The 25,615-nt window shown below is 70.0% G+C and carries 18 protein-coding genes; 11 read left to right on the top strand and 7 right to left on the bottom strand.

All coding sequences use genetic code 11. The annotated features are described in order from the left end of the window. The coding region (locus ACIBTS_RS44300) for an EamA family transporter (RefSeq protein ID WP_399326932.1) at positions 1–990 on the bottom strand (990 nt) is incomplete at its 3' end. A 71-nt stretch (positions 991–1,061) separates the two neighbouring features. Between ACIBTS_RS44300 and ACIBTS_RS44295 the strand changes: the two genes are divergently transcribed. Continuing rightward, positions 1,062–1,997: a LysR family transcriptional regulator gene (locus ACIBTS_RS44295; protein ID WP_399326930.1), complete on the top strand. Its 936-nt coding sequence runs from the start codon at positions 1,062–1,064 to the stop codon at positions 1,995–1,997. Here the strand turns inward: ACIBTS_RS44295 and ACIBTS_RS44290 are convergent. Continuing rightward, positions 1,992–2,909, bottom strand: coding sequence for a phosphatase PAP2 family protein (locus tag ACIBTS_RS44290; RefSeq protein ID WP_399326928.1), 918 nt, complete (start codon positions 2,907–2,909; stop codon positions 1,992–1,994). The genes ACIBTS_RS44295 and ACIBTS_RS44290 overlap by 6 nt on opposite strands. 131 nt (positions 2,910–3,040) lie before the next feature. Then, positions 3,041–4,075, bottom strand: a complete 1,035-nt coding sequence (locus tag ACIBTS_RS44285) for a LacI family DNA-binding transcriptional regulator (protein ID WP_319675962.1) — start codon at positions 4,073–4,075, stop codon at positions 3,041–3,043. Positions 4,076–4,513: 438 nt separating this feature from the next. Here ACIBTS_RS44285 and ACIBTS_RS44280 point away from each other — a divergent pair, with 438 nt between their 5' ends. From ACIBTS_RS44280 to ACIBTS_RS44240, 9 genes are all read left to right on the top strand, one after another. Next, positions 4,514–5,791 (top strand): extracellular solute-binding protein, encoded by a 1,278-nt coding sequence (locus ACIBTS_RS44280; protein WP_399326925.1) that lies wholly within the window; start codon positions 4,514–4,516, stop codon positions 5,789–5,791. A gap of 120 nt (positions 5,792–5,911) precedes the next feature. Continuing rightward, on the top strand, positions 5,912–6,916 hold the full coding sequence (locus ACIBTS_RS44275; protein ID WP_319675964.1) for a sugar ABC transporter permease: 1,005 nt from the start codon (positions 5,912–5,914) through the stop codon (positions 6,914–6,916). A 13-nt stretch (positions 6,917–6,929) separates the two neighbouring features. Beyond that, complete coding sequence (locus tag ACIBTS_RS44270; protein WP_319675965.1) at positions 6,930–7,838, top strand: ABC transporter permease subunit; 909 nt, start codon at positions 6,930–6,932, stop codon at positions 7,836–7,838. A 214-nt stretch (positions 7,839–8,052) separates the two neighbouring features. Beyond that, positions 8,053–9,783, top strand: coding sequence for a glycoside hydrolase family 13 protein (locus ACIBTS_RS44265; RefSeq protein WP_399326922.1), 1,731 nt, complete (start codon positions 8,053–8,055; stop codon positions 9,781–9,783). 169 nt (positions 9,784–9,952) lie between these two features. Beyond that, on the top strand, positions 9,953–10,729 hold the full coding sequence (locus tag ACIBTS_RS44260; RefSeq protein WP_399326920.1) for an Fpg/Nei family DNA glycosylase: 777 nt from the start codon (positions 9,953–9,955) through the stop codon (positions 10,727–10,729). A 148-nt stretch (positions 10,730–10,877) separates the two neighbouring features. Beyond that, complete coding sequence (locus tag ACIBTS_RS44255; protein WP_399326918.1) at positions 10,878–12,263, top strand: alpha-amylase family protein; 1,386 nt, start codon at positions 10,878–10,880, stop codon at positions 12,261–12,263. A 173-nt stretch (positions 12,264–12,436) separates the two neighbouring features. Then, a complete protein-coding gene (pulA, locus tag ACIBTS_RS44250) occupies positions 12,437–17,878 on the top strand; it encodes a pullulanase-type alpha-1,6-glucosidase (RefSeq protein WP_399326916.1) in 5,442 nt (1,813 codons plus the stop codon). Between the two features lie 97 nt (positions 17,879–17,975). Further along, positions 17,976–19,598: a SpoIIE family protein phosphatase gene (locus ACIBTS_RS44245; protein ID WP_399326939.1), complete on the top strand. Its 1,623-nt coding sequence runs from the start codon at positions 17,976–17,978 to the stop codon at positions 19,596–19,598. A gap of 36 nt (positions 19,599–19,634) precedes the next feature. Next, positions 19,635–19,997 (top strand): isomerase, encoded by a 363-nt coding sequence (locus ACIBTS_RS44240; protein ID WP_319672906.1) that lies wholly within the window; start codon positions 19,635–19,637, stop codon positions 19,995–19,997. Between the two features lie 64 nt (positions 19,998–20,061). On the opposite strand, the gene ACIBTS_RS44235 is transcribed toward ACIBTS_RS44240, so the two are convergent. From ACIBTS_RS44235 to ACIBTS_RS44225, 3 genes are all read right to left on the bottom strand, one after another. Further along, positions 20,062–20,751 (bottom strand): TetR/AcrR family transcriptional regulator, encoded by a 690-nt coding sequence (locus tag ACIBTS_RS44235; RefSeq protein WP_399326914.1) that lies wholly within the window; start codon positions 20,749–20,751, stop codon positions 20,062–20,064. An 87-nt stretch (positions 20,752–20,838) separates the two neighbouring features. Continuing rightward, positions 20,839–22,764: a hypothetical protein gene (locus ACIBTS_RS44230; RefSeq protein WP_399326937.1), complete on the bottom strand. Its 1,926-nt coding sequence runs from the start codon at positions 22,762–22,764 to the stop codon at positions 20,839–20,841. Positions 22,765–22,809: 45 nt separating this feature from the next. After that, complete coding sequence (locus ACIBTS_RS44225) at positions 22,810–23,331, bottom strand: tetratricopeptide repeat protein (protein ID WP_399326935.1); 522 nt, start codon at positions 23,329–23,331, stop codon at positions 22,810–22,812. 83 nt (positions 23,332–23,414) lie between these two features. Here ACIBTS_RS44225 and ACIBTS_RS44220 point away from each other — a divergent pair, with 83 nt between their 5' ends. After that, on the top strand, positions 23,415–23,828 hold the full coding sequence (locus ACIBTS_RS44220) for a hypothetical protein (RefSeq protein ID WP_319340435.1): 414 nt from the start codon (positions 23,415–23,417) through the stop codon (positions 23,826–23,828). 76 nt (positions 23,829–23,904) lie between these two features. Here ACIBTS_RS44220 and ACIBTS_RS44215 read toward each other — a convergent pair whose 3' ends face one another. After that, positions 23,905–25,500 carry a DUF1996 domain-containing protein gene (locus ACIBTS_RS44215; RefSeq protein ID WP_399326912.1) on the bottom strand — a complete coding sequence of 532 codons (1,596 nt, stop codon included), beginning with the start codon at positions 25,498–25,500 and terminating at the stop codon, positions 23,905–23,907. Between the last annotated feature and the right edge of the window lie 115 nt (positions 25,501–25,615).

Genomic DNA, 25,615 nt, shown 5'->3' with positions numbered 1-25,615 from the left:
CCCCCCCCCCCCCCCCCCCCCCCCCCCCCCCCCCCCCCCCCCCCCCCCCCCCCCCCCCCCCCCCCCCCCCCCCCCCCCCCCCCCCCCCGCTCCCGCCGTCTCGCGGGTGCGGGATGGTCCGTCGGTCGCCGTGTGTCCCTGGTGTCTGCGGGTCAGGGCTACGGCCAGGAGTACTACCGCCATGCCTGCCAGGACGCGTGGGTTCAGGTCTTCGTCCAGGACCGTTGCGCCGAGGGCTACCGAGACCACGGGGAGCAGGTAGCCGACTGTTGCCGCCGCTGTGGGGCCCTCGTCCGCTATGAGGCGGTAGTTGAGGTAGAAGGTCATGCCTGTGCCGAGGACGCCGAGTGTGATGACGGCGAGGAGCGCGGTGGCGTCCGGGTGGGAGGGGGACGCTGCGGGGAGTGCCAGGGTGGTCCAGGCTGTGGCGGCCAGGAGCTGGGCCGCCGACATGGCCAGGGGGGTGTCGTTGGTCGTGAGGTGGCGGGACATGTAGGCGAAGGCGACCGCGTAGCTGGCCGCTGCCGCGAGGAGGGCCAGGGCGGGCCAGGTGAGGAGGCCCTCCTGGCGCCAGGGGGCGAAGATCACCAGCGTGCCGGCGAAGCCCAGGAGGAGCCCGGTCAGGCGGGCGGCGGGAAGGGGGCGGTCCGTGCCCAGGACGATGCCTATGAGGAGGGACCAGAGGGGGGTGGTGGCGTTGAGGACGCCTGCGATGCCGGAGTCGACGTGCTGCTCGCCCAGGGCGAAGAGAGCGAAGGGGAGGGCGTTGCAGAAGAGGGCGGCGATGGCGAGGTGGCGCCAGGTCGACTTGGAGCGGGGCAGGCGTTGGCCCGCCCTGCGGGCCAGGAGGAGGAGCACGGCCGTCCCCAGGGCGCAGCGGGTGACGGTGATCTGGGTGGGGGTCAGGCCGTGGGTGAGGGACAGCTTGATCCAGAGGAAGCCGGAGCCCCAGAAGAGGGCCAGTGCCGCCATGCGGAGGGTGGAGGACATGGGTCTACGGTCGTCCGATTGATGGTTGAGGACAAGTGAAATGTTTTGGATGGTTCATTAAGATGGGCTGCATGATTGATGTGCGGCGGATGCAGGTGTTGCGGGCTGTGGTGGGCAGTGGGTCCGTCACGGGGGCTGCCGGGGCTCTGGGGTACACGCCGTCCGCGGTGAGTCAGCAGATTGCCGCCCTGGAGAAGGAGGTGGGGGCTGAGCTGCTGGAGCGGGTGGGGCGGGGGGTTCGGCCCACCGCTGCCGGGCTGCTGCTCAGTGAGTACGCGGATGCCATCGGGCGGCAGGTCGCCGAGGCCGAGACCGCGCTCGCCGATCTGTTGGCCGGGCGCACGGGGCGGCTGGGTGTGCGGTACTTCGCCACCGCGGGGGCCGGGCTGGTGGCGCCCGCGGTGGCTCGGCTGCGGGAGGCGCATCCCGGAGTGGGGGTCGACTTGAAGCTGACCGTCGATTCCGAGGACCCTGTGGCCGAGGTGCGGGAAGGGCGGGCCGATCTTGCTCTGGTGGTGAAGGCAGGCGGGGGGTCGCAGAGCGGTGTACGGGTGCTGCACCTGCTGGACGATCCCTATCTTGCCGTTCTGCCTCCTGGGCATCGGCTTGCCGGGCGGCGGACCGTGCGGCTGGGAGAGCTGGCCGAGGAGGGGTTCGTGGGGAGCGAGTGGCCGGGGCCCTGTCTTGATGCTCAGCTCGACGCGTGCGCGATGGCCGGGTTTCGGCCTCGGTTCGTGGTCGAGAGCGGGGACTATGTCACGGCCCAGGGGTTTGTCGCCGCTGGGCTGGGGGTGAGTCTGGTGCCCCGGCTGGGGCTGGGGAGCCGGCATCCGGGGGTGGTGGTGCGGGAGGTGCGTGATCCGGTGCCGGTGCGGGTCATCCATGCCGTGGTTCGGGAGACCGCGCCCGCACAGCCCGCGCTGGATGCCTTCATCGAGGCGCTGAGAGATGCGGGCGCCGCCGGCCGGGTCGGTTCATCGGGTGCGTCGTCCTTGCCTGGTTCATGAGGGCGGCGAGGCCTGTGTCGAAGGCCTGGTCCGGTCGGCCCTGCGGTCCTGCGGCTCGCCGTACTCGCGGGACGGCCTACGTGGCGCTCGCGATTGCGGAACCCGCGGTAGCGCATACGGCAGGGCGCCGTACCAGAGGCGGGCGATGGCGAAGCCGAAGGCCAGGCAGAGGATGCCGCCCACCGCGTCCAGCCAGAAGTGGTTGGCCGTGGCGACGATGACCACCAGCGTCGCCACCGGGTAGAGCAGGCCCAGGACGCGGACCCAGGGGAGTCTGGCCAGGGCGAAGATCGTCAGGCCGCACCACAGGGACCAGCCGATGTGCATCGACGGCATCGCGGCGTACTGGTTCGACATGTTCTTCAGGTCGCCGGACGCCATCGAGCCCCACGTCTGGTGAACCATCACCGTGTCGATGAAGTCGCCGCCAGGCATCAGGCGCGGGGGCGCCAGCGGGTACAGGTAGTAGCCGACCAGGGCGACCGCCGTGGTGGCGAACAGGACCAGGCGCGTTGCCGCGTAGCGGCCGGGGTGGCTGCGGTAGAGCCAGACCAGGACGGTCAGCGTGACGATGAAGTGCAGCGTCGCGTAGTAGTAGTTCATGCCCACGATGAGCCAGGTCACCGAGTTCACCGCGTGGTTGACCGACTCCTCCACGGCGATGCCGAGGTTGTGCTCCGCGCGCCAGATCCAGTCCGTGTTGCGCAGTGCCTCGGCGCGCTGTTCCGGGACGGCGTTGCGCACCAGTGAGTACGTCCAGTAACTGACGCCGATGAGGAGGATCTCGAACCAGAGGCGAGGGCGGCGGGGGGTGCGCAGCCGGTCGAGTCGACGCGGCCGGGGCTCGGCCGTGACAGGGTACGGAATGGCCTGGTCACGGCCTTCCAACGGTGTCACAGTCGATTCACCCATGGACATGAAGTCTGCCAGAAGAGCCCTCTCGGCCCGATCATCCCTCGGTCGGGTTCGCCCCGCACGTTGTACAGCGGGCGGACTGCCGCGTCTACTACCGGCGCACGGGGGAAACCCCTGGTTTCTCCGCCCTACGGACGATTCCGGTCACCGGGCGCCGAAGCGGTCGAACCGCGCACCACCAGCTCCGGCATGAACACGAACTCGCTGTGCGGCGCGGGGGTCCCGCCGATCTCCTCCAGAAGGGTGCGGACGGCGGCCTGGCCCATCGCGGGGACCGGCTTGCGGACCGTGGTGAGGGGCGGGTCGGTGAAGGCGATCAGGGGGGAGTCGTCGAAGCCGACCACCGAGATGTCCCGCGGGACCGCGAGGCCGCGTTGCCGGGCCGCCCGTATCGCGCCCAGCGCCATCATGTCGCTCGCGCAGACGATCGCCGTGCAGCCTCGGTCGATCAGGGCCGTGGTCGCCGCCTGGCCGCCCTCCAGGGTGTAGAGGGAGTGCTGGACGAGATCGGTTTCGATCGTCTCCGCGCTCAGGTGCAGTTGGTCCTGCATGGCCCGTACGAAGCCCTCGATCTTGCGCTGGACCGGGACGAAGCGCTTGGGGCCCAGGGCCAGGCCCACCCGGGTGTGGCCGAGCGAGACGAGATGGGTGACCGCCAGGGTCATCGCCGCCCGGTCGTCGGGCGAGATGAAAGGGGCCTGCACCTTGGGGGAGAAACCGTCCACCAGCACGAAGGGGACGCCCTGTGCGCGCAGCTGCTCGTAGCGCTGCATGTCGGCCGTGGTGTCCGCGTGCAGGCCGGAGACGTAGATGATGCCGGCGACGCCGCGGTCGACCAGCATCTCGGTCAGCTCGTCCTCCGTGGAACCGCCCGGGGTCTGGGTGGCGAGGACCGGGGTGTAGCCCTGGCGGGTCAGCGCCTGGCCGATGACCTGGGCCAGGGCCGGGAATATCGGGTTCTCCAGCTCCGGCGTGATGAGGCCGACCAGGCCCGCGCTGCGCTGGCGCAGCCGGACCGGGCGCTCGTAGCCCAGGACGTCCAGAGCGGCGAGCACGGACTGGCGGGTGGTGGCGGCGACGCCAGGCTTGCCGTTGAGGACGCGGCTGACGGTCGCTTCGCTCACCCCCGCCTGCGCAGCGATGTCGGCAAGCCGTGTGGTCACAGGGGTGGACTGTACCGGTCGGGTGCTGCCTTGCACACCGACCGGGCGCCGTGGGCGACCTGGTGAACGGCCCGCGTCGGGCTGCTGCGTCATCGCGCTCCCTCATGAAAGTGATGGCAAGAGCTTGCAGAGTCTTGCACAGCAGTCGCGTGCCCCGCTGTGAGGCCGCTCAACCGCGACAACTACGGTCTCATGGCGGTCGAGGGGAGGTCACGCACGAGTCACATGCGGATAACTTCGGAGATCTCTTGCACTTTTTTTCTGCAAGGTCTTTCGTGCCGCTTACATCGCTGTTACGTTCACGTCGCCCGGCGGCATCCTCCACTCTCGAATGCACTCGAGCGGGCGGGGCCCCCATCGGCACAGTCGGAGTCGGCAGGACGGCGGACGGGACCGCTTCCTGTAGCTATACGGGCTTTCACCCTCAAGGAGAAACTCATGCGGCGTGGCATAGCGGCCACCGCGCTGGTGGCGTCCTTCGCCCTCGCGGCGACGGCCTGCGGCGGGGACGACAGCGACAGCGACAACTCGTCCGGGCCGGTCACCATCACCTGGTGGGACACCTCCAACGCCACCAATGAGGCGCCCACGTACCAGGCCCTGGTCAAGCAGTTCGAGGCCGCCAACAAGGACGTCAAGGTCAAGTACGTCAACGTGCCCTTCGACCAGGCCCAGAACAAGTTCGACACCGCCGCCGGCGCCTCCGGCGCGCCCGACGTGCTGCGCTCCGAGGTCGGCTGGACCCCCGCCTTCGCCAAGAAGGGCTACTTCCTGCCGCTGGACGGCACCGACGCCCTCAAGGACCAGGCCAAGTTCAAGCCGAACCTGATCGAGCAGGCCAAGTACGAGGGCAAGACGTACGGCGTGCCGATCGTCACCGACACGCTCGCGCTGGTCTACAACAAGGACCTCTTCGCGAAGGCCGGCCTTACCGCCGCCCCGAAGACCTGGGACGAGCTGAAGACCGCCGCCGCCACGATCAAGGCGAAGACGGGCGTCGACGGCTACTGGGGCTCCGCCACCGCGGGCTACTACGCCCAGCCCTTCCTCTACGGCGAGGGCACCGACACCGTCGACGCCGACGCCAAGAAGATCACCGTCGACTCGGCGGCGGCGAAGAAGGCGTACGGCACCTGGCTCGGCCTGTTCGACGGCAAGGGCCTGCACAAGGCCGACACCACCGCCGACGCCTACGCCCACATCCAGGACGCGTTCGTGGGCGGCAAGGTCGCCGCGATCATCCAGGGCCCCTGGGAGATCACGAACTTCTACAAGGGCAGCGCGTTCAAGGACAAGGCCAACCTCGGCATCGCCACCGTCCCGGCCGGCGGAACCGGCAAGGCGGGCGCCCCGACCGGCGGCCACAACCTCTCGGTCTACGCCGGCTCCGACAAGGCCCACCAGGCCGCCGCGCTGAAGTTCATCAACTTCATGACCTCCGCGTCGGCCCAGGCGACCATCGCCCAGAAGAACTCCACGCTGCCCACGCGCGACGACGCCTACACCGCCGCCGTCAAGGCCGACCCGGGCATCGCCGGCTACGGCGCCGTCCTCGCCTCCGCCCAGCCGCGCCCCGCGCTGCCGGAGTACAGCTCCCTGTGGGGTCCGCTCGACACCGAACTGCCCAAGATCGCGGGCGGCAAGGAAAGCCTCGACAAGGGCCTGAGCAACGCTGAACTCGCCATCGCCAAGCTGGTGCCGGACTTCAGCAAGTGAGCCCCGCGTGGCCGTCGGATCTCCCGCTTGACGGTGGGGGGAGGGATCCGGCGGCCACCGGCCTGTGAGCCGTACGCCCCCCTCGAAGATTCAGCGTGAAGATCCAGAAGGTGTCGAACCATGACAGTCGCCATCGACCGCGCGACCGGCAAGCGCCGCGGTGACCGTGAGCCGAGGCCCGGGCTGGGCACCCGCCTGAAGCACGGCTACCACAAGCACTGGTACGCGTACGCGATGATCGCGCCGGTGGCGATCGTCCTCGGCGTCCTCGTCCTGTACCCCCTGGTGTACGGCCTCTACCTGACGCTCACCGACGCCAACAGTCTCAACACCGCGCGCACCATCGGCGTCAACCACATCGACGCCACCTACAAGTTCATCGGCCTCGACAACTACGCCGACATCCTGTGGGGCCCGACGGCCTACGACCGCTTCTGGTCGCACTTCATCTGGACGATCGTGTGGACGGTGGCCTGTGTCACCCTGCACTACACCATCGGACTCGGCCTGGCGCTTGTGCTCAACCAGAAACTGCGCGGACGCACCCTGTACCGGCTGATCCTGGTGCTGCCGTGGGCCGTGCCCACGTTCGTCACCGTTTTCGGCTGGCGTTTCATGCTCGCCGACGGCGGCGTCATCAACAGCGTGCTCGACGCCCTGCACCTGCCGTCACCGCAGTGGCTGGAGGACACCTTCTGGCAGCGCTTCGCCGCGATCATGGTCAACACCTGGTGCGGAGTGCCGTTCATGATGATCTCGCTGCTCGGCGGCCTGCAGGCCATCGACGCCTCCCTCTACGAGGCCGCCGAGATGGACGGCGCCGGCGCCTGGCAGCGCTTCCGGTACGTCACCCTGCCGGGTCTGAGGTCCGTCAGCTCCACCGTCGTCCTGCTCGGCGTCATCTGGACGTTCAACCAGTTCGCCGTGATCTTCCTGCTGTTCGGCACCACCGCGCCGGACGCGCAGATCCTCGTCACCTGGGCGTACTACCTCGGCTTCGGACAGCAGCCGCGTGACTTCGCGCAGTCTGCCGCCTACGGCATCCTGCTGCTGGCCATCCTGATCGTCTTCACCTCGTTCTACCGCCGCTGGCTGAACCGCAACGAGCAGCAGCTCGCGATCTGAGGCAGGAGTTCCCATGAGTACCACCACAGCCGAGACCTCCGCCCCCCTGAGCGAGCAGCGCTCCGCGAAGACCCCCCGCCCGGCCCGGCGCCGCGGCGAGAACAGCCTCGCCGGCTCCCTCGCCTCACACGCCGTCCTGATCGTCGCGAGCCTGATCGCGCTCTTCCCGATCGGCTGGCTCGTCTATCTGTCCCTCGGCCCGGACAAGGACGACTACCTGCACCCGGGCGGCATCTGGGACAAGATGACGTTCGACAACTACACGTTCGTCCTCGAACACACCAAGTTCTTCGACTGGTTGAAGAGCTCCCTCATCGTCACGCTCGGCACCACGGCCATCGGCGTGCTCATCGCCGCCACCACCGGCTACGCCGTCTCCCGCATGCGTTTCCCCGGCTACAAGAAGTTCATGTGGGTCCTGCTGGTCACCCAGATGTTCCCGGTCGCCGTGCTGATGGTCCCGATGTACCAGATCCTGTCCGACCTGAAGCTCATCGACAACTACCTCGGCCTGATCCTCGTCTACTGCACGACGGTCATCCCGTACAGCGCCTGGCTGCTCAAGGGGTACTTCGACACCATCCCCTTCGAGATCGACGAGGCCGGACGCGTCGACGGGCTCACCCCCTTCGGCACCTTCTTCCGGCTGATCCTCCCGCTGGCCAAACCCGGCCTCGCGGTGGCCGCCTTCTACAACTTCCTCACCGCGTTCAGCGAGGTCGCCTTCGCCTCGACGTTCATGCTCAGCGACGACAAGTACACGCTTGCCGTCGGGTTGCAGTCCTTCGTCAGCGAGCACGACGCCCAGCGCAACCTCATGGCCGCCACCGCCGTGCTGATCGCGATACCCGCCGCCGTGTTCTTCTACCTCGTGCAGAAGAACCTGGTGACCGGCCTCACGGCGGGCGGCACGAAGGGCTGACCGCCGGTCGAGCCACCACGGCCGGCTGTTGTCCGACGGCTTCGTCGTGGCTGGTCGCGCAGTTCCCCGCGCCCCTATGGGGGGGCTACGCCCCCCATACCCCCTACCCGAGACGGCCGCGGTGTCCATCCGGCCCCGCTGTCACCGCGGCCGTCTCGTCAGCACCGCTGTACGCACACCTGACCCCATGACCCCGTTACGTACCAAGGACGCCATGAGCCAGCATCACACCGCCATCGCCCCGGCACCGAACCCCGCCAAAGCCCAGCGCAGCGACTGGTGGCGGGACGCGGTGATCTACCAGGTGTACCCGCGCAGCTTCGCCGACAGCGACGGCGACGGCATGGGCGATCTGGAAGGCGTACGCTCCCGCCTCCCGTACCTGCACGACCTCGGCGTGGACGCCGTGTGGCTCAGCCCCTTCTACGCCTCCCCGCAGGCCGACGCCGGCTACGACGTCGCCGACTACCGGGAGGTCGACCCCATGTTCGGCAACCTCCTGGACGCCGACGCCCTCATCCGCGACGCCCACGACCTGGGCCTGAGGATCATCGTCGACCTGGTCCCCAACCACTCCTCCGACCAGCACGAGTGGTTCAGGCGGGCGGTCGCGGAGGGCCCCGGCTCGCCGCTGCGTGACCGCTACCACTTCCGCCCGGGGAAGGGGAAGAACGGCGAACTCCCGCCCAACGACTGGGAGTCCATCTTCGGCGGCCCGGCCTGGACCCGGATCACCGAGCCGGACGGCACACCCGGCGAGTGGTACCTCCACCTCTTCGCCCCCGAGCAGCCCGACTTCAACTGGGAACACCCGGCCGTCGGCGACGAGTTCCGCTCCATCCTGCGCTTCTGGCTCGACATGGGCGTCGACGGCTTCCGCATCGACGTCGCCCACGGCCTGGTCAAGGCGGCGGGCCTCCCGGACCTCGGCACCCACGAACAGCTCAAGCTGCTGGGCAACGATGTCATGCCGTTCTTCGACCAGGACGGCGTCCACGAGATCTACCGTCAGTGGCGGCTGATCCTCGACGAGTACGCCGGAAATCGAAAAGGGCCCGAAGGGCCTTCCTTGGAAGGGCGGGGGCGGGAGACGGGCGGGCGGATTTTCGTCGCGGAGGCCTGGACGCCGACCGTGGAGCGCACGGCGAACTACGTCCGCCCCGACGAACTCCACCAGGCCTTCAACTTCCAGTACCTGAGCACCGACTGGGACGCCAAGGAACTGCGGACGGTCATCGACCGCACCCTGGAGGCGATGCGTCCGGTCGGCGCCCCGGCCACCTGGGTCCTGTCCAACCACGACGTCACCCGCCACTCCACCCGCTTCGCCAACCCGCCCGGCCTCGGCACCCAGATCCGCACGGCGGGCGACCGCGAGCTCGGCCTGCGCCGCGCCCGGGCGGCCACGCTGCTGATGCTGGCGCTCCCCGGCTCGGCCTACGTCTACCAGGGCGAGGAACTCGGCCTCCCGGACGTCGTCGACCTGCCCGACGAGGTCCGCCAGGACCCCGCCTACTTCCGCGGCGCCGGCCAGGACGGCTTCCGCGACGGCTGCCGCGTCCCGATCCCGTGGACCCGCGAGGGCACGTCGTACGGCTTCGGCGACGGAGGCAGCTGGCTGCCCCAGCCGGCCGGGTGGGGCGAGCTGAGCGTCCAGGCCCAGGACGGCGTGGCCGGTTCGACCCTGGAGCTGTACCGCTCGGCCCTGCGCCTGCGCCGCTCCGAGCCCGACCTGGGCGCGGGCGAGGCGGTGGAGTGGCTGAAGGCCCCGGAGGGCGTCCTCGCCTTCCGCCGCGGGGAGTTCGTGTGCGTCGCGAACACGACGGGGGAGTCGGTCCGCGTCCCCGGGTACGGCCGTGTCCTGCTCGCCAGCGGCGAGGTGGCCCTGACGGACGACGAGGCGAAGGTGCCGGCCGACACGACGGTGTGGTGGACCACGGCCTGACGACACTTTCACGGCCGGACCCGGTCCGGGCCCGCCGTTGCCCTCGCGCTCTCCTGGGAACGGCGGGCCTTCGTACTGCACCGCGGGCGGCCAGAAGCCACCATGGACTGAGGGGGCCGCGGCCCGTTCGCCGGGCCGGTGGACCCTGGTGCGAGGGAGGACGTGCGCCATGCCCGAGCTGCCGGACGTCGAGGGATTCCGGAGGGTGCTCCGGGACTGTGCGAAGGGCAGGACGATCCAGCACGTCGAGGTGCTGGACACGGGCGTGCTGCACGAAGTGAGCGTGCGGCGGCTGCGCGACGCGCTGGAGGGCCGGCGCTTCACCGAACCGGAGCGGCACGGGAAGTGGCTGCTCGCCCGCACCGGCGGCCCCACCCTCATGCTGCACTTCGGCATGACCGGGCAACTGCTCTGCGCCGACCCCGACGACCCGGCCGAGGCACACGACCGCGTCCTGTTCACCGTGGCCCGCGACCGGCAGCTGCGCTACCGCGACCAGCGCAAACTCCGGGGCCTGTGGCTGGCCGACGACGAGTGCGGGGTCGCACGGCTGCTGGGCGGCCTGGGCCCGGACGCGCTGACGGTGGACTGCGACGACTTCGACGCCGCGCTCACCGCACACCGCGGCGGCGTCAAGACCGTCCTCACCGACCAGAGCGTCCTGGCCGGCCTCGGCAATCTGCTGGCGGACGAGATCCTGTGGCGCGCGAGACTGCGCCCCACCAGCCGGGCGAGCGAACTCGACGAGGCCGACCTCGGCCACCTGTACACCCACATGCGCCGCACCCTGCGCTCCGCGGTCACCGCCGGCCGCGTCCCGCCCCGGGACTCCTGGCTCACCGGCCACCGCGACGACCCGCACCCCGTCTGCCCGCGCTGCGGCGGCCCCCTGCGCCGGACCCGCACGGCGGGGCGCGCAACGGTGTGGTGCCCGCGGTGCCAGTAGCGCGCGCCCGGGACGTCACTCCCTGACTTTCTTGCAGATCTTTCACGCACACCGCTGCCCTTTTGGCCACCGGGCCCTTAACATCACGCCACCGCAAGGTTTCTGAAAGATTTCAGCAAGAGCCTTCAATGGAGAAGGAACTCCCCACATGGCAAGCAGCAGATCGCTTTCGGGCGCCCTCGCCCTCGCCGCGGCCGCGGCCGCAGTCCTCGCCCCCGGCGCCTCCACGGCGTACGCCACCCCGCCCGGCGTCAAGGACGTCACCGCCGTCCTCTTCGAGAGGAACTTCGCCTCGGTCGCCAAGGAGTGCACCAACACGCTCGGCCCGGCCGGCTACGGATACGTCCAGGTCTCCCCGCCCGCCGAGCACATACAGGGCTCGCAGTGGTGGACGTCGTACCAGCCCGTCAGCTACAAGATCGCGGGTCGGCTGGGCGACCGTACGGCGTTTTGGAACATGGTGAACACCTGCCACGCGGCCGGTGTGAAGGTCGTCGTCGACACGGTGATCAACCACATGTCGGCGGGCAGCGGCACCGGGACCGGGGGGTCCTCGTACACGAAGTACGACTACCCCGGGCTGTACTCCTCCTACGACTTCGACGACTGCACGAGCCAGGTCACCAACTACGCCGACCGCTGGAACGTCCAGCACTGCGAACTCGTCGGCCTCGCCGACCTGGACACCGGCGAGGAGTACGTCCGCAAGACCATCGCCGGGTACCTGAACGACCTGCTCACCCTCGGCGTCGACGGCTTCCGCATCGACGCGGCCAAGCACATCGACGCCGCCGACCTCGCCAACATCAAGTCGCGGCTGACGAACCCGAACGCGTACCTGAAACAGGAAGTCATCTACGGCAGCGGAGAGGCCGTCCAGCCCACCGAGTACACCGGGAACGGGGACGTCCAGGAGTTCCGTTACGCCTATGACCTCAAGCGCGTCTTCAACAACGAGAACCTCGCCTACCTGAAGAACTACGGCGAGGGATGGGGCTACCTGAGCAGCTCCGTCGCCGGTGTGTTCGTGGACAACCACGACACCGAGCGCAACGGGTCGACCCTCAACTACAAGGACGGGGCGAACTACACGCTCGCCAACGTCTTCATGCTCGCGTATCCCTACGGCGCCCCGGACGTCAACTCCGGATACGAGTGGTCGGACGCGGACGCCGGACCGCCCAACGGCGGTGCGGTGAGCGCCTGTTGGCGGGACGGGTGGAAGTGCCAGCACGCCTGGCCGGAGATCCTGCGCATGGTCGCCTTCCGCAACGCCACCCGGGGCGCGGCGATGAGCGACTGGTGGGACAACGGGGGCGACGCGATCGCCTTCGGCCGGGGCGCCAAGGGGTACGTCGCCATCAACCACGAGTCGAGCGGTCTGACGCGCACGTACCAGACCTCCCTGCCCGCGGGAACGTACTGCAACGTACAGAGCAACACGACGATCACGGTGAACTCCGTCGGGCAGTTCAGCGCCACCCTCGGCGCCAACACGGCCCTCGCGATCTACGCGGGCAAGAGCACCTGCTGAGAATCCGAGAAGGGCCCCTCAAGGGGCCTCGTGAAAGTTCTTGCCGTGCATTGCAAGCCTCTTGCTGTAAACCTTTCGTCGGCGATACGGTCACGCGGGCGCCCGGGGAAGAAGCCGTCCCGCGGCGTCGGGGTCGGACCCAAGAGAGCCGTCATCGCAAGGAGTTCCCGCCTGTGATACCGAGTTGGCCGGCGCCCCCGACGCGCCGCACCGCACCACCAGCCGGACGGGTCGCGGCCGTCACCGTCGCCGCGCTCGCCGCAGCCCTCGTGCAGCCCCTCGCGGCCCACGCGGACAGCCCGCCCCCACCGCCCTCCGACGCGAAGCTGGCCGCGGCCCCCGCCCGGCACGACGACACACGCGACCAGTTCTACTTCGTCATGCCGGACCGTTTCGCCAACGGGGACTCCTCCAACGACACCGGCGGTCTCACCGGATCCCGGCTCACCACCGGTTACGACCCCACCGACAAGGGCTTCTACCAGGGCGGCGACCTCAAGGGCCTGACCCAGCGCCTCGACTACATCAAGGGCCTCGGCACCACCGCCATCTGGATGGCCCCGATCTTCAAGAACCAGCCCGTGCAGGGGACGGGAAACAACGCCTCCGCCGGTTACCACGGTTACTGGATCACCGACTTCACCCAGGTCGACCCGCACTTCGGCACCAACAAGGACCTGGCAACCCTCATCTCCAAGGCGCACGCCAAGGGCATGAAGGTCTTCTTCGACGTCATCACCAACCACACCGCCGACGTCGTCGACTACGAGCAGAAGTCCTACGACTACCTCTCCAAGGGGGCGTTCCCGTATCTGACGAAGGACGGGGAGCCCTTCGACGACGCCGACTACGCGGGTGGCGCCGCCGGCGCGAACGGCGGCAGCAAGTTTCCGGCCGTCGACGCCGACTCCTTCCCGCGCACCCCGACGGTCCCTGCCGCGAAGAGGAACGCCAAGGTCCCGTCCTGGCTCAACGACCCGACGATGTACCACAACCGCGGCGACTCGACCTACGCCGGTGAGTCGACGACGTACGGGGACTTCTCCGGGCTCGACGACCTGTGGACCGAGCGTCCCGAGGTCGTCAGCGGGATGGAGAAGATCTACCAGCGGTGGGTGCGGGACTTCCGGATCGACGGCTTCCGGATCGACACCGTGAAGCACGTGAACATGGAGTTCTGGACCCAGTGGGCGACGGCTCTCGACGCCTACGCGGCCAAGCAGGGCCGGGACGACTTCTTCATGTTCGGCGAGGTCTACTCCGCCGACACCTCGATCACGTCCCCGTACGTCACACAGGGCCGCCTCGACGCCACGCTCGACTTCCCGTTCCAGGACGCGGCGCGCAGTTACGCCTCCCAGGGCGGCAGCGCGCGCAGGCTGGCCTCGGTCTTCGCCGACGACTACAAGTACACGACCGACAAGGCCAACGCGTACGAGCAGGTCACGTTCCTCGGCAACCACGACATGGGTCGCATCGGGTACTTCCTGAAGCAGGACAACCCCAGGGCCACGGACGCCCAGCTCCTCGCCAAGGACAAGCTCGCAGTCGAGCTGATGTTCCTCAGCCGCGGCAACCCGGTCGTCTACTACGGCGACGAGCAGGGCTTCACCGGCTCCGGCGGCGACAAGGACGCCCGCCAGACGATGTTCGCGTCCAGGACGGCCGACTACCTCGACGACGACGAGATCGGCACCGACCGCACCCACGCGAGCGACGCCTACGACACCGGCGCCCCGCTCTACCGGCACATCAGCGCCCTCGCGGGGCTGCGCAAGGCGAACCCCGCCCTCACCGACGGCGTCCAGACCGAGCGCTACGCGGCCGACGGCCCCGGCGTCTACGCCTTCTCCCGCAACGGCGTCGGCAAGGACACCACCGAGTACGTCGTCGCCTTCAACAACGCGGCCACGACGACGCAAGCGACCTTCGAAACCGGTACCGCGAACACGGCGTTCCGCGGGATCTACGGCACACGGGCAACAGTCACTGCCGGCGCCGACAAGAAAATCACGGTAACCGTTCCGGCGGACTCGGCCATCGTCCTCAAGGCCGCCCGTAAGCCGCCCGCCCCCACCGCCGAGCCGACCCTCGCCCTCCACGCCCCCGCCGCCGGCGCCACCGCAACGGTCGAGCTGAGCGCCGAGGTCGGGGGAGGAGGGCAGCTCAACCGGGTCGTCTTCGCCGCCCAGGTCGGCGACGGCAGGTGGCAGACCCTCGGCTCCGCCGACCACGCCCCCTACAAGGTCACACAGACCATCGACAAGCACGTGCCGGCCGGAACCGCCCTTCGCTACAAGGCAGTTGTCGTCGACGCGGCCGGACGCACGGCGAGTGCCACCGCCGGCTCCGCCACCGGTACCCCGCCCGCCGAGGAGACCCCCACCGCCTCCTCCCGCGACTACGCGATCGTCCACTACAAGCGCACCGACGGCGACTACAGCGACTGGGGCCTGTACGCCTGGGGCGACCTGGCCGACGGCGAGGCGACCACCTGGCCGGACAGTCATCCCTTCGTCGGCCGTGACGCGTACGGCGCCTTCGCCTACGTCAAGCTGAAGCCGGGTGCGTCGAACGTCGGTTTCCTCGTCATCGACAAGCAGGGCGACAAGGACGTCTCCACCGACCGCACGATCGACGTCACGAAGACCGGCGAGGTCTGGATCGAGCAGGGCAAGGACACCGTACGGACACAGAAGCCGGACGACCTTCCGGCGCAGGACGCCACGAAGGCCGTCCTGCACTACCACCGCGCCGACGGGAACTACGACGGCTGGGGTCTGCACGTCTGGACCGGCGCCGCGAACCCCACCGAGTGGTCGAACCCGCTGAAGCCGGTGCGGACCGACGCCTACGGCGCCGTCTTCGAAGTGCCGCTCACCGCCGGTGCCACGAGCCTCAGCTACATCCTCCACAAGGGCGACGACAAGGACCTTCCCACCGACCGGTCGCTGGACCTCACCGCGAGCGGCCACGAGGTGTGGCTGCTGAACGGCCAGGAGAAGCACCTGCTGCCGCAGCCGGCCGGTTCGGCGGCGGCCCTCGACCTGACGACGTCCAAGGCGGTCTGGATCGACCGGAACACGGTCGCCTGGAACGGCTCCGACGCCGCCGCCTCCACCCAGCTGCTGTACAGCCGGGACGGCTCGATCGCCGTCGCGGACGGCAGGCTCACCGGGGCCGCGAGGTGGCTGCGGCTGACGAAGACCGCCCTCACCGACGCCCAGAAGGCCAAGTACCCGCACCTCAAGGCCTACACCGCCTGGTCCGTCGACCCTCGGGACCGGGACCGGGTGCGTGAGGCCCTGAGCGGTCAGCTCGTCGCCTCCCAACGGGCCGTGAACGGCGCGGTGCCGGCGGCGACGGGCGTGCAGATCGCGGGCGTGCTCGACGACCTCTACGCCGGCGCGACCCGAGCACGCCTCGGCCCGACCTTCCACAACGACCGTCCCACGCTGGCCGTTTGGGCCCCCACAGCACAGAAAATGGCACTGGAGCTCGACGGCTCCACCGTCGCCATGCGGCGCGACGACACCACCGGCGTCTGGTCCGTCACCGGCCCCGCGTCCTGGAAGAACAAGCCCTATCGGTACGTCGTGACCGTGTGGGCGCCCAGCGTCGGCAAGGTCGTCGTCAACAAGGTCACCGACCCCTACTCGGTGGCCCTCACCGCCGACTCCGCGCGCAGCCTGGTCGTCGACCTCGACGACAGATCCCTCGCGCCCAGCGGCTGGTCGGGCCTGGCCAAGCCCAAGGCCGTACCGCTGAGGGACGCCCAGATCCAGGAACTGCACATCCGGGACTTCTCCGTCGCGGACACCAGCGTGCCGGCCAAGGACCAGGGCACCTATCGCGCCTTCGCCGACAAGAACAGCGACGGCTCGCAGCACCTGCGGGAGCTCGCCAAGGCGGGCACGTCGTACGTCCACCTGCTGCCCGCCTTCGACATGGCCACGGTCCCCGAGAAGAAGGCCGACCGGGCGACCCCCGACTGCGACCTCGCCTCCTATCCGGCCGACTCCGACAAGCAGCAGGAGTGCGTGGCGAAGACCGCCGCGAAGGACGCCTACAACTGGGGATACGACCCGTACCACTACACGGTCCCCGAGGGCTCGTACGCGAGGGACCCGGACGGCACGGCCCGTACGGCCGAGTTCCGCACGATGGTCAAGTCGCTGAACGAGGACGGCCTGCGGGTCGTCATGGACGTCGTCTACAACCACACCGCGGCGAGCGGCCAGGCGGCGACCAGCGTCCTGGACAAGGTCGTGCCCGGCTACTACCAGCGGCTGCTCGCCGACGGGTCCGTCGCCAACAGCACCTGCTGTGCGAACACGGCGACCGAGAACGCCATGATGGGCAAACTGGTCGTCGACTCGGTCGTCACCTGGGCCAAGGAGTACAAGGTCGACGGGTTCCGCTTCGACCTCATGGGACACCACCCGAAGGCCAACATCCTCGCGGTGCGGCGCGCGCTCGACGCGCTGACCCTCGCCAAGGACGGCGTCGACGGGAAGAAGATCATCCTGTACGGCGAGGGCTGGAACTTCGGCGAGGTCGCCGACGACGCCCGGTTCGTGCAGGCGACGCAGAAGAACATGGCCAAAACCGGTATCGCGACCTTCTCCGACCGCGCCCGTGACGCCGTGCGCGGCGGCGGCCCCTTCGACGAGGACCCGGGCGTCCAGGGCTTCGCGTCCGGTCTCTACACCGACCCCAACTCCTCCACCGTGAACGGCACTTCGGCGCAGCAGAAGGCGCGACTGCTGCACTACCAGGACCTCATCAAGGTCGGCCTTTCCGGAAACCTCGCCGCCTACCGTTTCACCGACACCGACGGCCATGACGTCACCGGCGCCGAGGTCGACTACAACGGCGCCCCGGCCGGCTACGCGGACGCGCCCGGCGACGCCCTCGCCTATGTCGACGCGCACGACAACGAGTCCCTGTTCGACGCCCTCGCCTACAAACTGCCGGCCGGCACCGCCGCGTCCGACCGCTCCCGTATGCAGGTCCTCGCCCTGGCCACCGCCGCCCTCTCCCAGGGGCCCGCGCTGTCCCAGGCGGGCACCGACCTGCTGCGCTCCAAGTCCCTGGACCGCAACTCCTTCGACAGCGGTGACTGGTTCAACGCGATCCACTGGAACTGCGCCGCCGGCAACGGCTTCGGGCGCGGGCTGCCGCCGGCCGCCGACAACGCGTCCAAGTGGCCTTACGCCAAGCCCCTGTTGACCACCGTCGGCGTGGGCTGCCCGCAGATCACCGCGACCTCCGCCGCCTACCAGGACCTGCTGCGGATCCGCACCACAGAGCCGGCGTTCTCCCTCCGGACGGCCCCGCAGGTGCAGTCGGCGCTGTCCTTCCCGCTGTCCGGAAAGGACGAGACGCCCGGCGTCATCACCATGGAACTCGGTGACCTGGTCGTCGTGTTCAACGCGACGCCGACCGCACAGAAGCAGACGGTCGGCACGCTCGCCGGCACGGGATACCGGCTGCACCCCGCGCAGGCGTCCGGCACGGACACCACCGTCAAGTCCTCGTCGTACGAGGCAGAATCGGGCACCTTCGCCGTGCCGGCCCGGACCGTGGCGGTGTTCTCGCGCACGAAGCCCTAGAAGCACGACCTGGGAGCACGCCCTGGACAAGGGCATTACCTTGGTGGAGCAGGCCTTGAACCAGGCCTGCTCCATCGGCGAGTCCGAGAGTTGGCACATGGACGTCAGCGGCAGACGGACCGACGCGACCGTGCTCGTCGTGGACCCGACGGCGGCGGGACGGTTCGCCCTGGGCGCCGTGCTGCGCCGGGCAGGCCACCAGGTCGTCGCGGTCGGCACCGGCGCCGAGGCGCTCGTCGAGCTGGACGTACGGCTGCGCAAGGGCACTCTGCCGGACGTGGCCCTCGTCGACGTCGGCCTGCCCGACATGAGCGGCTTCGAACTGTGCCGTCGGCTCAAGGCCCGGCCGCACATGGCCTCTCTGCCCGTCGTGCACTTCTCGGCCGGCGAGGCGGCCCCGGGCGACCGCGCCGAGGGACTGGAGGCGGGCGGCGAGGCCCATCTGGCGATGCCCGCCGCGCCCGAGGAGATCGACGCGGTGGTCCGGGCCGCGGTGCGGGCCGCCCGGCTGCGGGCCGACGACCAGGCGGCCGCGCGGCGGCTGGCCTCGCTGTCCGAGACGGTCGTCACCATCCAGGCGGCGCGGTCCCCGCAGGAACTCGCCGACGCCGCCGCCGAGGGCGCCGCGCGGCTCACCGGCACGCCCGCCGCCGCGTTCGTCCTCGGCCCGGACGACGACCTGTACCGCGGGGTTTCCCGGAACCGCACCTCGCTCGCGTTGCCGGACGCGGGCGCCCACCGGGCCGTGACCGCCCTGCTGCGCCGCCTCGCCCATGGGCAGGCGGGGGTGCGGATCACCACGGTGGCCGCGCCGCTGTGGCCCGCCGGGTTCTTCCGGCCGGGGGTGCAGCACGACGCCCGGCTGGTGCTGATCCCCACCCAGGACGGCCGGGCCGCGGTGTGCCTGGCCACGCCCACCCGCGAGGTCCGCCGGGTGGACCCCGAGCAGGAGTCCCTGCTGGCGCGGCTCGCGCAGGCCGCCGTCCTCGCCGCAGAGCCGCTGCTCATGTACCAGGTCGAGCGGCATGTCGCCCTCACCCTGCAGCACAGCTTCCTGCCCCAGCCGCACCGGCTGCCCGAGCTGCCGGGCGTCGACGTCGTCGTCCGCTATGTGCCCGCGTCGCGGGAGACCGAGATCGGCGGCGACTTCTACGCCGCCCTGCGCACCGAGGACGGGGTACTGACCGCGGTCGGCGACGTCGTCGGGCACTCGCTGGAGGCGGCCACCGTGATGGTCGAGATCCGGCACGCGCTGCGCGCCTACTCCGTCGACGAGAGCGACCCGGCGGTGCTCGCCGAGCGCCTCGACCGGATGCTCCAGCGCTACCACCCCGAGGTCACGGCGACCGTCTGCCTGGTGCTGCTCGACCCCGGCACCGGGCGGGCCCGCATCGCCAACGCGGGCCACCTCCCGCCGCTGATCGTCCGGGACAACCGCAGCGCCGACTACGCCAAGGCGGCCGGCCCGCTGCTCGGCCTGGGCGTGCCCCACCCCCCGCCCACCGAACTGTTCCTGGAGCCCACCGACCGGCTCCTCATGGTCACCGACGGTCTGATAGAGACCCGGGGCACCGATCTCGCGGTGTCCATGGAGCACCTCCGCGCGGCCGCCACCGGCGCCATGCCGGGCCTGGACGCCCTCTGCGACACCCTCCTCACCCACTTCGGACACGACCGTGACGACGACATCGCCATGCTGGCCCTGAGGCTGACGAACTAGGCTGAGCCCAGTTTTCGTCCTAGCAGGGGAGTGTTCATGCCGCAGATCACCGTCGACTACTCGGCCACGATGGCGTCCGCCTTCGACCTGGCCGGATTCGCGCGGGCCCTGCACACCTCGGTGGTCGAGATCGCGGCCGCCAAGCCGGAGGCCTGCAAGACCCTGTTCCGTCCCGCCCCCTTCACCGCGTTCGGCTACGACGAGCCCGAGGAGCTGGGACACGCGGTCGTCCACGTGACGCTCGGGCTTCTGGCCGGCCGCACCGACGAGACGAAGACGAAGCTGACCGAGACCGTGCTGGAACTGCTGCGCGAGCACGTGACGGGCGACGGTTTCGTGCTGCACGCCTCCGCCGAGGTCCGCGACCTCGACCCGTCCTACCGCAAGTACGAAAGCTGACCCAGCTGACCCAGCTGACCCAGCTGACCCAGCTGACCCAGCTGATTCAGCTGAATCAGGTGGCTCATGAGGCGAGGGCGATGAGCCGGGTGACCAGGTCGCCGAAGGGGCCGTCGGCCGGCTCGCCGCCCAGCACGGGGCGCAGCAGCGCGCGCACCTCGTCGTCGTAGGCGGCGCTGACGGCGGTCAGCGCGGCGAAGTCGCGCACGAGCTGGATCTCCAGCTCCTCGCGCGGGATGCGCCGCCCGTCCAGCCAGATCAGCGCGGTCGACTCGGCGAGCGAGATCCACGAGCGGACGATCAGTTCGAGTCGCGGCGGCGGATCGGTGATGGCCAGATGCGACAGGATCTGCTCGTAGGCGATCTGGCGTACGGAGTCGATGAGGGCGTTCGTCGTCGAGGAGCCGACCGCCGGGCCGCCTCGCATCAGGGCGGAGAAGCCGGGGCCGTGCGCGTCGACGAAGTCGAAGAACCGGCGCATCACCCGCAGCAGCCGGGCGCCGAGCGGTCCTTCGTGCGGCTCGGCGAACCGGCCCGCCAGATCCTCCGACGCCCGCTTCAACGCGGCCTCGTACAGGCTGAGTTTGCCGGGGAAGTAGTGGTAGACAAGGGGGCGCGAGATGCCCGCGGCCGCGGCTATCTCGTCGATGGAGACCTCGTCGGGCGAACGCTGGGCGAACAGTTCGAGGGCGACGCCGATCAGCTGCTGCCGACGCTCCTCGACTCCCATTCTGCGACGAACCCCGGTAGTCATGCGAACACCTTACCGATCGAATCCGGCCCCGAATGGACGGGACCGGCCCTGGTGTTCACCCTGATCCGTCACTTTTCGCGCTCCGCGTCAGCGCAGGCCGCTGATCGACCGTCCGTCCGTCAGCCTGCCCTTCAGGCCGGCCTGAGCGCCCTGCTTCGCGGGGACCGTCAGGTGGTTGCCCTGCCCTGACCCCCGCACCCCGCCGGTGGACCGGATGGATGCCGTGTCCTTGTCGCCGGCCGCGAGCAGGTACCAGTCGCCGCCCTTCGACTTCCACAGCACCCCGGCCAGCACATGCGGGTCGCGCGGCCCGCACGCCGGTACATCCCCGGCCTTCGCCACGGCCGCCCCGAACAGCCCGCCCGGCGTGTGGAACTGGGCCAGCACCCGGCTGCCGTCGCCCCGCCAGGTCTCGGCGCGGGTGCACACCCAGGCCGCCGACCCCCACGTGTCGGGCAGTTGCTGGCGGGTGTACGCCCACGCGTTGACCGTCCGTACGCCCTGTCCGCGCGCGTCGGCCAGCGAGCAGGCGAACGGCGCCCAGGTCCGCAGCGCCTCCGTACCGGTCGCCTCCTTCGGTGCGGTCGGGCGGCCGGCGGTGAGGCGGGCGGGGACGAGTTCGCCGAGGTCGCTGAGGAGGTGGGCGCCGGAGGCGTCCGTCAGCTGGAGCACGTTCCATGTCGTGCACGCGCCGGTCTGGGTGGCCGGACTGGCCAGCGGCGAGGTGATCCCGTCCGTCAGCGCCAGCTCCATCACCCCGGCGCCCGGCTTCGACAGGTCCCGCTCGCCGGCCTTCGTCACCCAGGGGGCCGTCAGATAGCGGACGTTGCCGTCGGCCCGCTCCAGCACCAGCGCGCTCGCCTCGGCGCCGGTCGCGCCGTCGACCCGCGCGAAGTCCAGGGCCGCCCCGGCCGTGCCGTCCCTCGGCTCGGCGTAGCGGGCGATGCGCAGACCGTCGTAGAGGATCACCACGCGCGCGTTGTCGACGTCGCCCGCGTAGAGGAGCTGCGGCGGTCCGGCGGGGCCGCCGAAGGGGGTTTCCGGGGTGGCGGAGACGCGGACCTTCTCGCCGGGGCGGGCCCAGACCGCGAGGGCGCGGCGCAGCAGCGCGGCGTCGCCGGTGAGCGGCCCGCGCGCGGGCCAGGCCGAGAAGTCGGTGCGCGCCGAGGTCTTCCAGGCGGCGGGGGAGACCTTCACCAGCCGCCCGGGGTCGAGTGCGGCCTCGGCGGCCGGGTTCTGCGCGTACACCGGCGCGGCCGCCCCGTCGGGTCCCCAGCCGCCGCCGGGCAGCGCGACCAGGGCACCGCACACCGCGAGGGCCGCCACGGCGGCGAGCGCCGCCCTGCTGTGCTGGCGGCGGCGCATCAGATCGGTGGGGCGGGCCTGCAGCGAGCAGGCGTCGAACTCGGGGGAGTCGAGTAGCGCGTACTGCGCGGCGGGGAGCCGGCCGGCCTCGCGCAGGGCCGCCTCCACATCCTCGACGCCGGCCTCGGCCAGGACCTCGCGCACATCGCCGTCGGGGAGTTTCTCCAGGCCACGCAGGGCATAGGCGGCCCGGGCGGGCCCCGACAGGGCGGACAGGCGCTGGTCCAGGGCGAGTTCGTCGGCGCCGCCGGAGCGCGGAAAGAGCCGCAGTCCCCACACCTGGGGGAGCAGCGGCGGAAGTTGCGCGCGCTTGGGCCACGCCCGCAGCGTCAGCGGCAGCCCCGCCTCCAGCGCCGTACGCACCACCTGGAGGCGGACGTAGGCGTATCCGGGGTCGCCGTCCCGGCCGGTGGACTGGGCCGGGATGACGGGGGCGCAGGCGCGGCGCCGGGGCAGGGCGCGTTGGGCGAGGGCGTGGGCGGTCAGAACGCGGCGACCGCGGCCGAGGCCGGGCGGCAGTACCAGATAGGCGAGCCGGACCAGACGCGGGTAGTGCTCGACGAGCGCGGCCTCGGCCTGCTCGACGTCGACGCTCAGGTCGGTGGCGGAACCGGGTGCGGGGCGCGGGGCGACATCCTGTGACTGCACGTCCAGCAGAACGAGTGACGCCATGGATGGTCACCGCCGGGCGGCTCAGCCCTGAACGAGCGCCTTCGCGTAGTTCGCCATCGAGCGCTGGTAGCGCGGCAGATGGGGCGCGAGCGCGCCGAGGACCAGGGACAGGCCCTCCCGGTCGCGGCCCAGGCTCGACAGGCACAGCGCCAGGGTGGCGCGCACGGCGTCGTCCAACTCGTCGGATGGGCCGTCCAGTTCGGGGGTGAGGAGTTTGACGCCCTCCTCGGCCTGTCCGATGTTGCGCAGGGAGCTGGAAAGCTGGATCTTCGCCCGGCGGCCTTTGTAGCCGCTCACGTCGCTCAGCCCGCGGGCGATCGCCTCCCGGTACAGGGGCGCCGCCCTGTCGCTGTGGCCGGTCGAGTCCCAGGCGCAGGCCCGCTCGAAGAGGCCCAGCGGGCTGTCCTCGGGGAGTTCGGCGACGAGGGCGTCGACGACGGCCCGGAACTCGGCCGCCCGCTCCTCGGGATAGTCGTCGAAGGTGGCCCAGGCGGCGGTCACGCGATCTTCCCAGTCTTGGTGCACCGGTACACCTTCGCACAGGCGTGCCCGGTGGGGCGCCGGTATTTTGAGCGGACCGTGCGCCGGAGCCGTATCCAGGACGAGGCTCTCGCTTGGAGGAACAGATGAAGATGACCCGACCGACGCTCGCCGCGGCGGCCGCCGCGGCGGCGCTGCTGCTGACGGGATGTGCGACCGGCGGCTCCGGGAAGGCCGAGGCGTCCATCCCCAAGGTGGCGACCGGCAGCCTGGAGCAACTGGCCGCCGACGTGAAGTGCGCACCGGACATGCAGACCGACGCGGACGAGATCCGCCAGGCCATCTGCAAGAACGCCGACGGCAAATTCGTTCTCGCCACGTTCGCCACGGACCGCGGACTGCGCGAGTGGATCAACACGGCCAAGGACTACGGCGGCCACTACCTCGTCGGCCGCAAGTGGGTGGCCGTCGGCGAGGACGACACGGTCGCCGCGCTGCGCACCACGCTCGGCGGGGACATCGAGGAGGGGACCGATCACTCCGCGCACGCGGGTCACTGAACTCTGGTTCTTCTCCGGACAGCAGAGAGCCGGCGGTGGGATCTCCCACCGCCGGCTCTCTCATTCCGTCACTGTGTCACTGGCAGCGCTGGCCGCTGTTGACGCAGTTGGCGATCTTGTTCGCCAGGTTGTTCTTCGTGATGCTGATGAAGTCGTCGTGGTCGGTGGACGGCTTGTGGAGCTGTTCCGGGAAGCCGTCGACCGCGTAGGCGTTCTTCACCTGGCCGTTCTGGATGACCGGCGCGGGAACGTCGTAGATGAGACGCATCGTCAGCTGCGGGATCGCCTTGAAGCCGTTCTGGCAGTTGCCGTTGGCGTCGGCGAAGGCCACGTGCGAACGGTGGTTGGCGCTGTCGATGTTCTTTCCGTCCCAGCAGCTCTGGAAGGCGAACGAGCGGACCACGCTGCTGCCCTGCGGGCAGATCGGGTACTGCTCGGTCAGCTGCACCTTGTTCTCGAAGCCGGTGCAGCTCCAGTGCGCGTTGGCGTTCGCCAGACCGTTGGTGGTGGTCTTGGCGTCACCGGTGATGATCCGCAGGAACTGCGGCATCGCGACGACCTTGCTGGTGGGGCTGCCGACGTACTTGATCTCTGCCTGCTTGGCGGTCAGGATCTTGCCGACGTTGCCCTCCTTGCCGCCGCCGTCCTTGTTCTGGTCGAACTCCTGGGTGCCGTTCTGCAGACGGAGCACCGGCCAGTAGTAGGACGACAGGTCGCTCTTGTTCTGGCAGCTGGTCCCGCCCTGCAGGAACGTGTTGTTGCTGGAGAAGGCGTTGATCTTCTGGTTGCCGACGTAGTCGTGCGTGTGGTGCGCGCCGTTGGTCACGCCGGGCGCCACGATCACGTTGTCGGTGTTGAAGTTCTTGTTCGCGTTCACGCCGCAGGACACGCTGAACGTGCCGTTCGAGGCCTGGCCGTTCTTGCGGGGCTTGGCCTTGACGTTCGCCTGGACCTTCGTGATGTCGACGAAGTCCGACGCGACGGGGCCGTTGCCGGCCTGACCGCCGTTGCCGCCGTTCTGCTGCTGGCCGCCGTTGTTCTGGCCGCCGTTCTGCTGGCCGCCGTTGTTCTGGCCGCCGTTCTGCTGACCGCCGTTCTGCTGGCCGCCGTTGTTCTGGCCGCCGTTGTTCTGGCCGCCGTTGTTCTGGCCGCCGTTCTGCTGCTGGCCGCCGGCCTGGCCGGCGTTGGTGTTGTTCGCCCCCTGCGTGGTGCAGGCCGCGAGCTGGCTCAGCTGGTTGTCGAACTGGCCGCCGACACGCTGGATGTCGATCCGGATCCGGTCGATCGTGGCGCCCCGCTTCTCCTTGAGGGGGCCGACGATCGCGTTCTGCACGAACCCGGGGTCGTTCGCCTGTGCCTGGCGCGTGGAGGCGAGCCGGGCGTAGGCCTCGGTGATCTGCTTGTCGAGGTTCGCGAGCTCGGTCGCGACACCCTGCTTGGCCCGGTCAGGAACGTTCGTCAACTTCTGCCCGACATCGGGGCAGGAGATGGTGGCGACCTGCGCGGCCGCGGTGGCGGCATAGGTCGAGTTCTGACCCGAGTTGTTCGAATCGTCCGCCGAGGCGTAGAAGTTCGCCCAGATCAGCCCGCCCCCGCCGAGCGCAAGGGCCGCCGATGCTGCCAGGGCCTTCGTGCCCATCGACGAACGGCGTTTACGTGTGTTGCGTCCCATCTGAACTCCTCTGACTTCCTTGCGGGGCAGCATCGAGGCGCCCGACAGGAGTGAAGCTGCCCCCTCACTTACGAACGTCGCCCCAGAGGTGTTCAGCCTTCTCAGAAATTGATGA

Source organism: Streptomyces sp. NPDC050121 (genome assembly GCF_044460385.1).
Classification (GTDB): Bacteria; Actinomycetota; Actinomycetes; order Streptomycetales; family Streptomycetaceae; genus Streptomyces; species Streptomyces soliscabiei.
Note: the sequence above shows the minus strand (reverse complement) of the source record. Positions and strands in the feature narration are given on the sequence as shown.

Coding starts and splice junctions, on each gene's coding strand:
- ACIBTS_RS44295 (WP_399326930.1), top strand. CDS start 1,062: ATGATTGATGTGCGGCGGATGCAGGTGTTGCGGGCTGTGGTGGGCAGT.
- ACIBTS_RS44290 (WP_399326928.1), bottom strand. CDS start 2,909: ATGGGTGAATCGACTGTGACACCGTTGGAAGGCCGTGACCAGGCCATT.
- ACIBTS_RS44280 (WP_399326925.1), top strand. CDS start 4,514: ATGCGGCGTGGCATAGCGGCCACCGCGCTGGTGGCGTCCTTCGCCCTC.
- ACIBTS_RS44275 (WP_319675964.1), top strand. CDS start 5,912: ATGACAGTCGCCATCGACCGCGCGACCGGCAAGCGCCGCGGTGACCGT.
- ACIBTS_RS44270 (WP_319675965.1), top strand. CDS start 6,930: ATGAGTACCACCACAGCCGAGACCTCCGCCCCCCTGAGCGAGCAGCGC.
- ACIBTS_RS44265 (WP_399326922.1), top strand. CDS start 8,053: ATGAGCCAGCATCACACCGCCATCGCCCCGGCACCGAACCCCGCCAAA.
- ACIBTS_RS44260 (WP_399326920.1), top strand. CDS start 9,953: ATGCCCGAGCTGCCGGACGTCGAGGGATTCCGGAGGGTGCTCCGGGAC.
- ACIBTS_RS44255 (WP_399326918.1), top strand. CDS start 10,878: ATGGCAAGCAGCAGATCGCTTTCGGGCGCCCTCGCCCTCGCCGCGGCC.
- ACIBTS_RS44245 (WP_399326939.1), top strand. CDS start 17,976: ATGGACGTCAGCGGCAGACGGACCGACGCGACCGTGCTCGTCGTGGAC.
- ACIBTS_RS44240 (WP_319672906.1), top strand. CDS start 19,635: ATGCCGCAGATCACCGTCGACTACTCGGCCACGATGGCGTCCGCCTTC.
- ACIBTS_RS44235 (WP_399326914.1), bottom strand. CDS start 20,751: ATGACTACCGGGGTTCGTCGCAGAATGGGAGTCGAGGAGCGTCGGCAG.
- ACIBTS_RS44220 (WP_319340435.1), top strand. CDS start 23,415: ATGAAGATGACCCGACCGACGCTCGCCGCGGCGGCCGCCGCGGCGGCG.
- ACIBTS_RS44215 (WP_399326912.1), bottom strand. CDS start 25,500: ATGGGACGCAACACACGTAAACGCCGTTCGTCGATGGGCACGAAGGCC.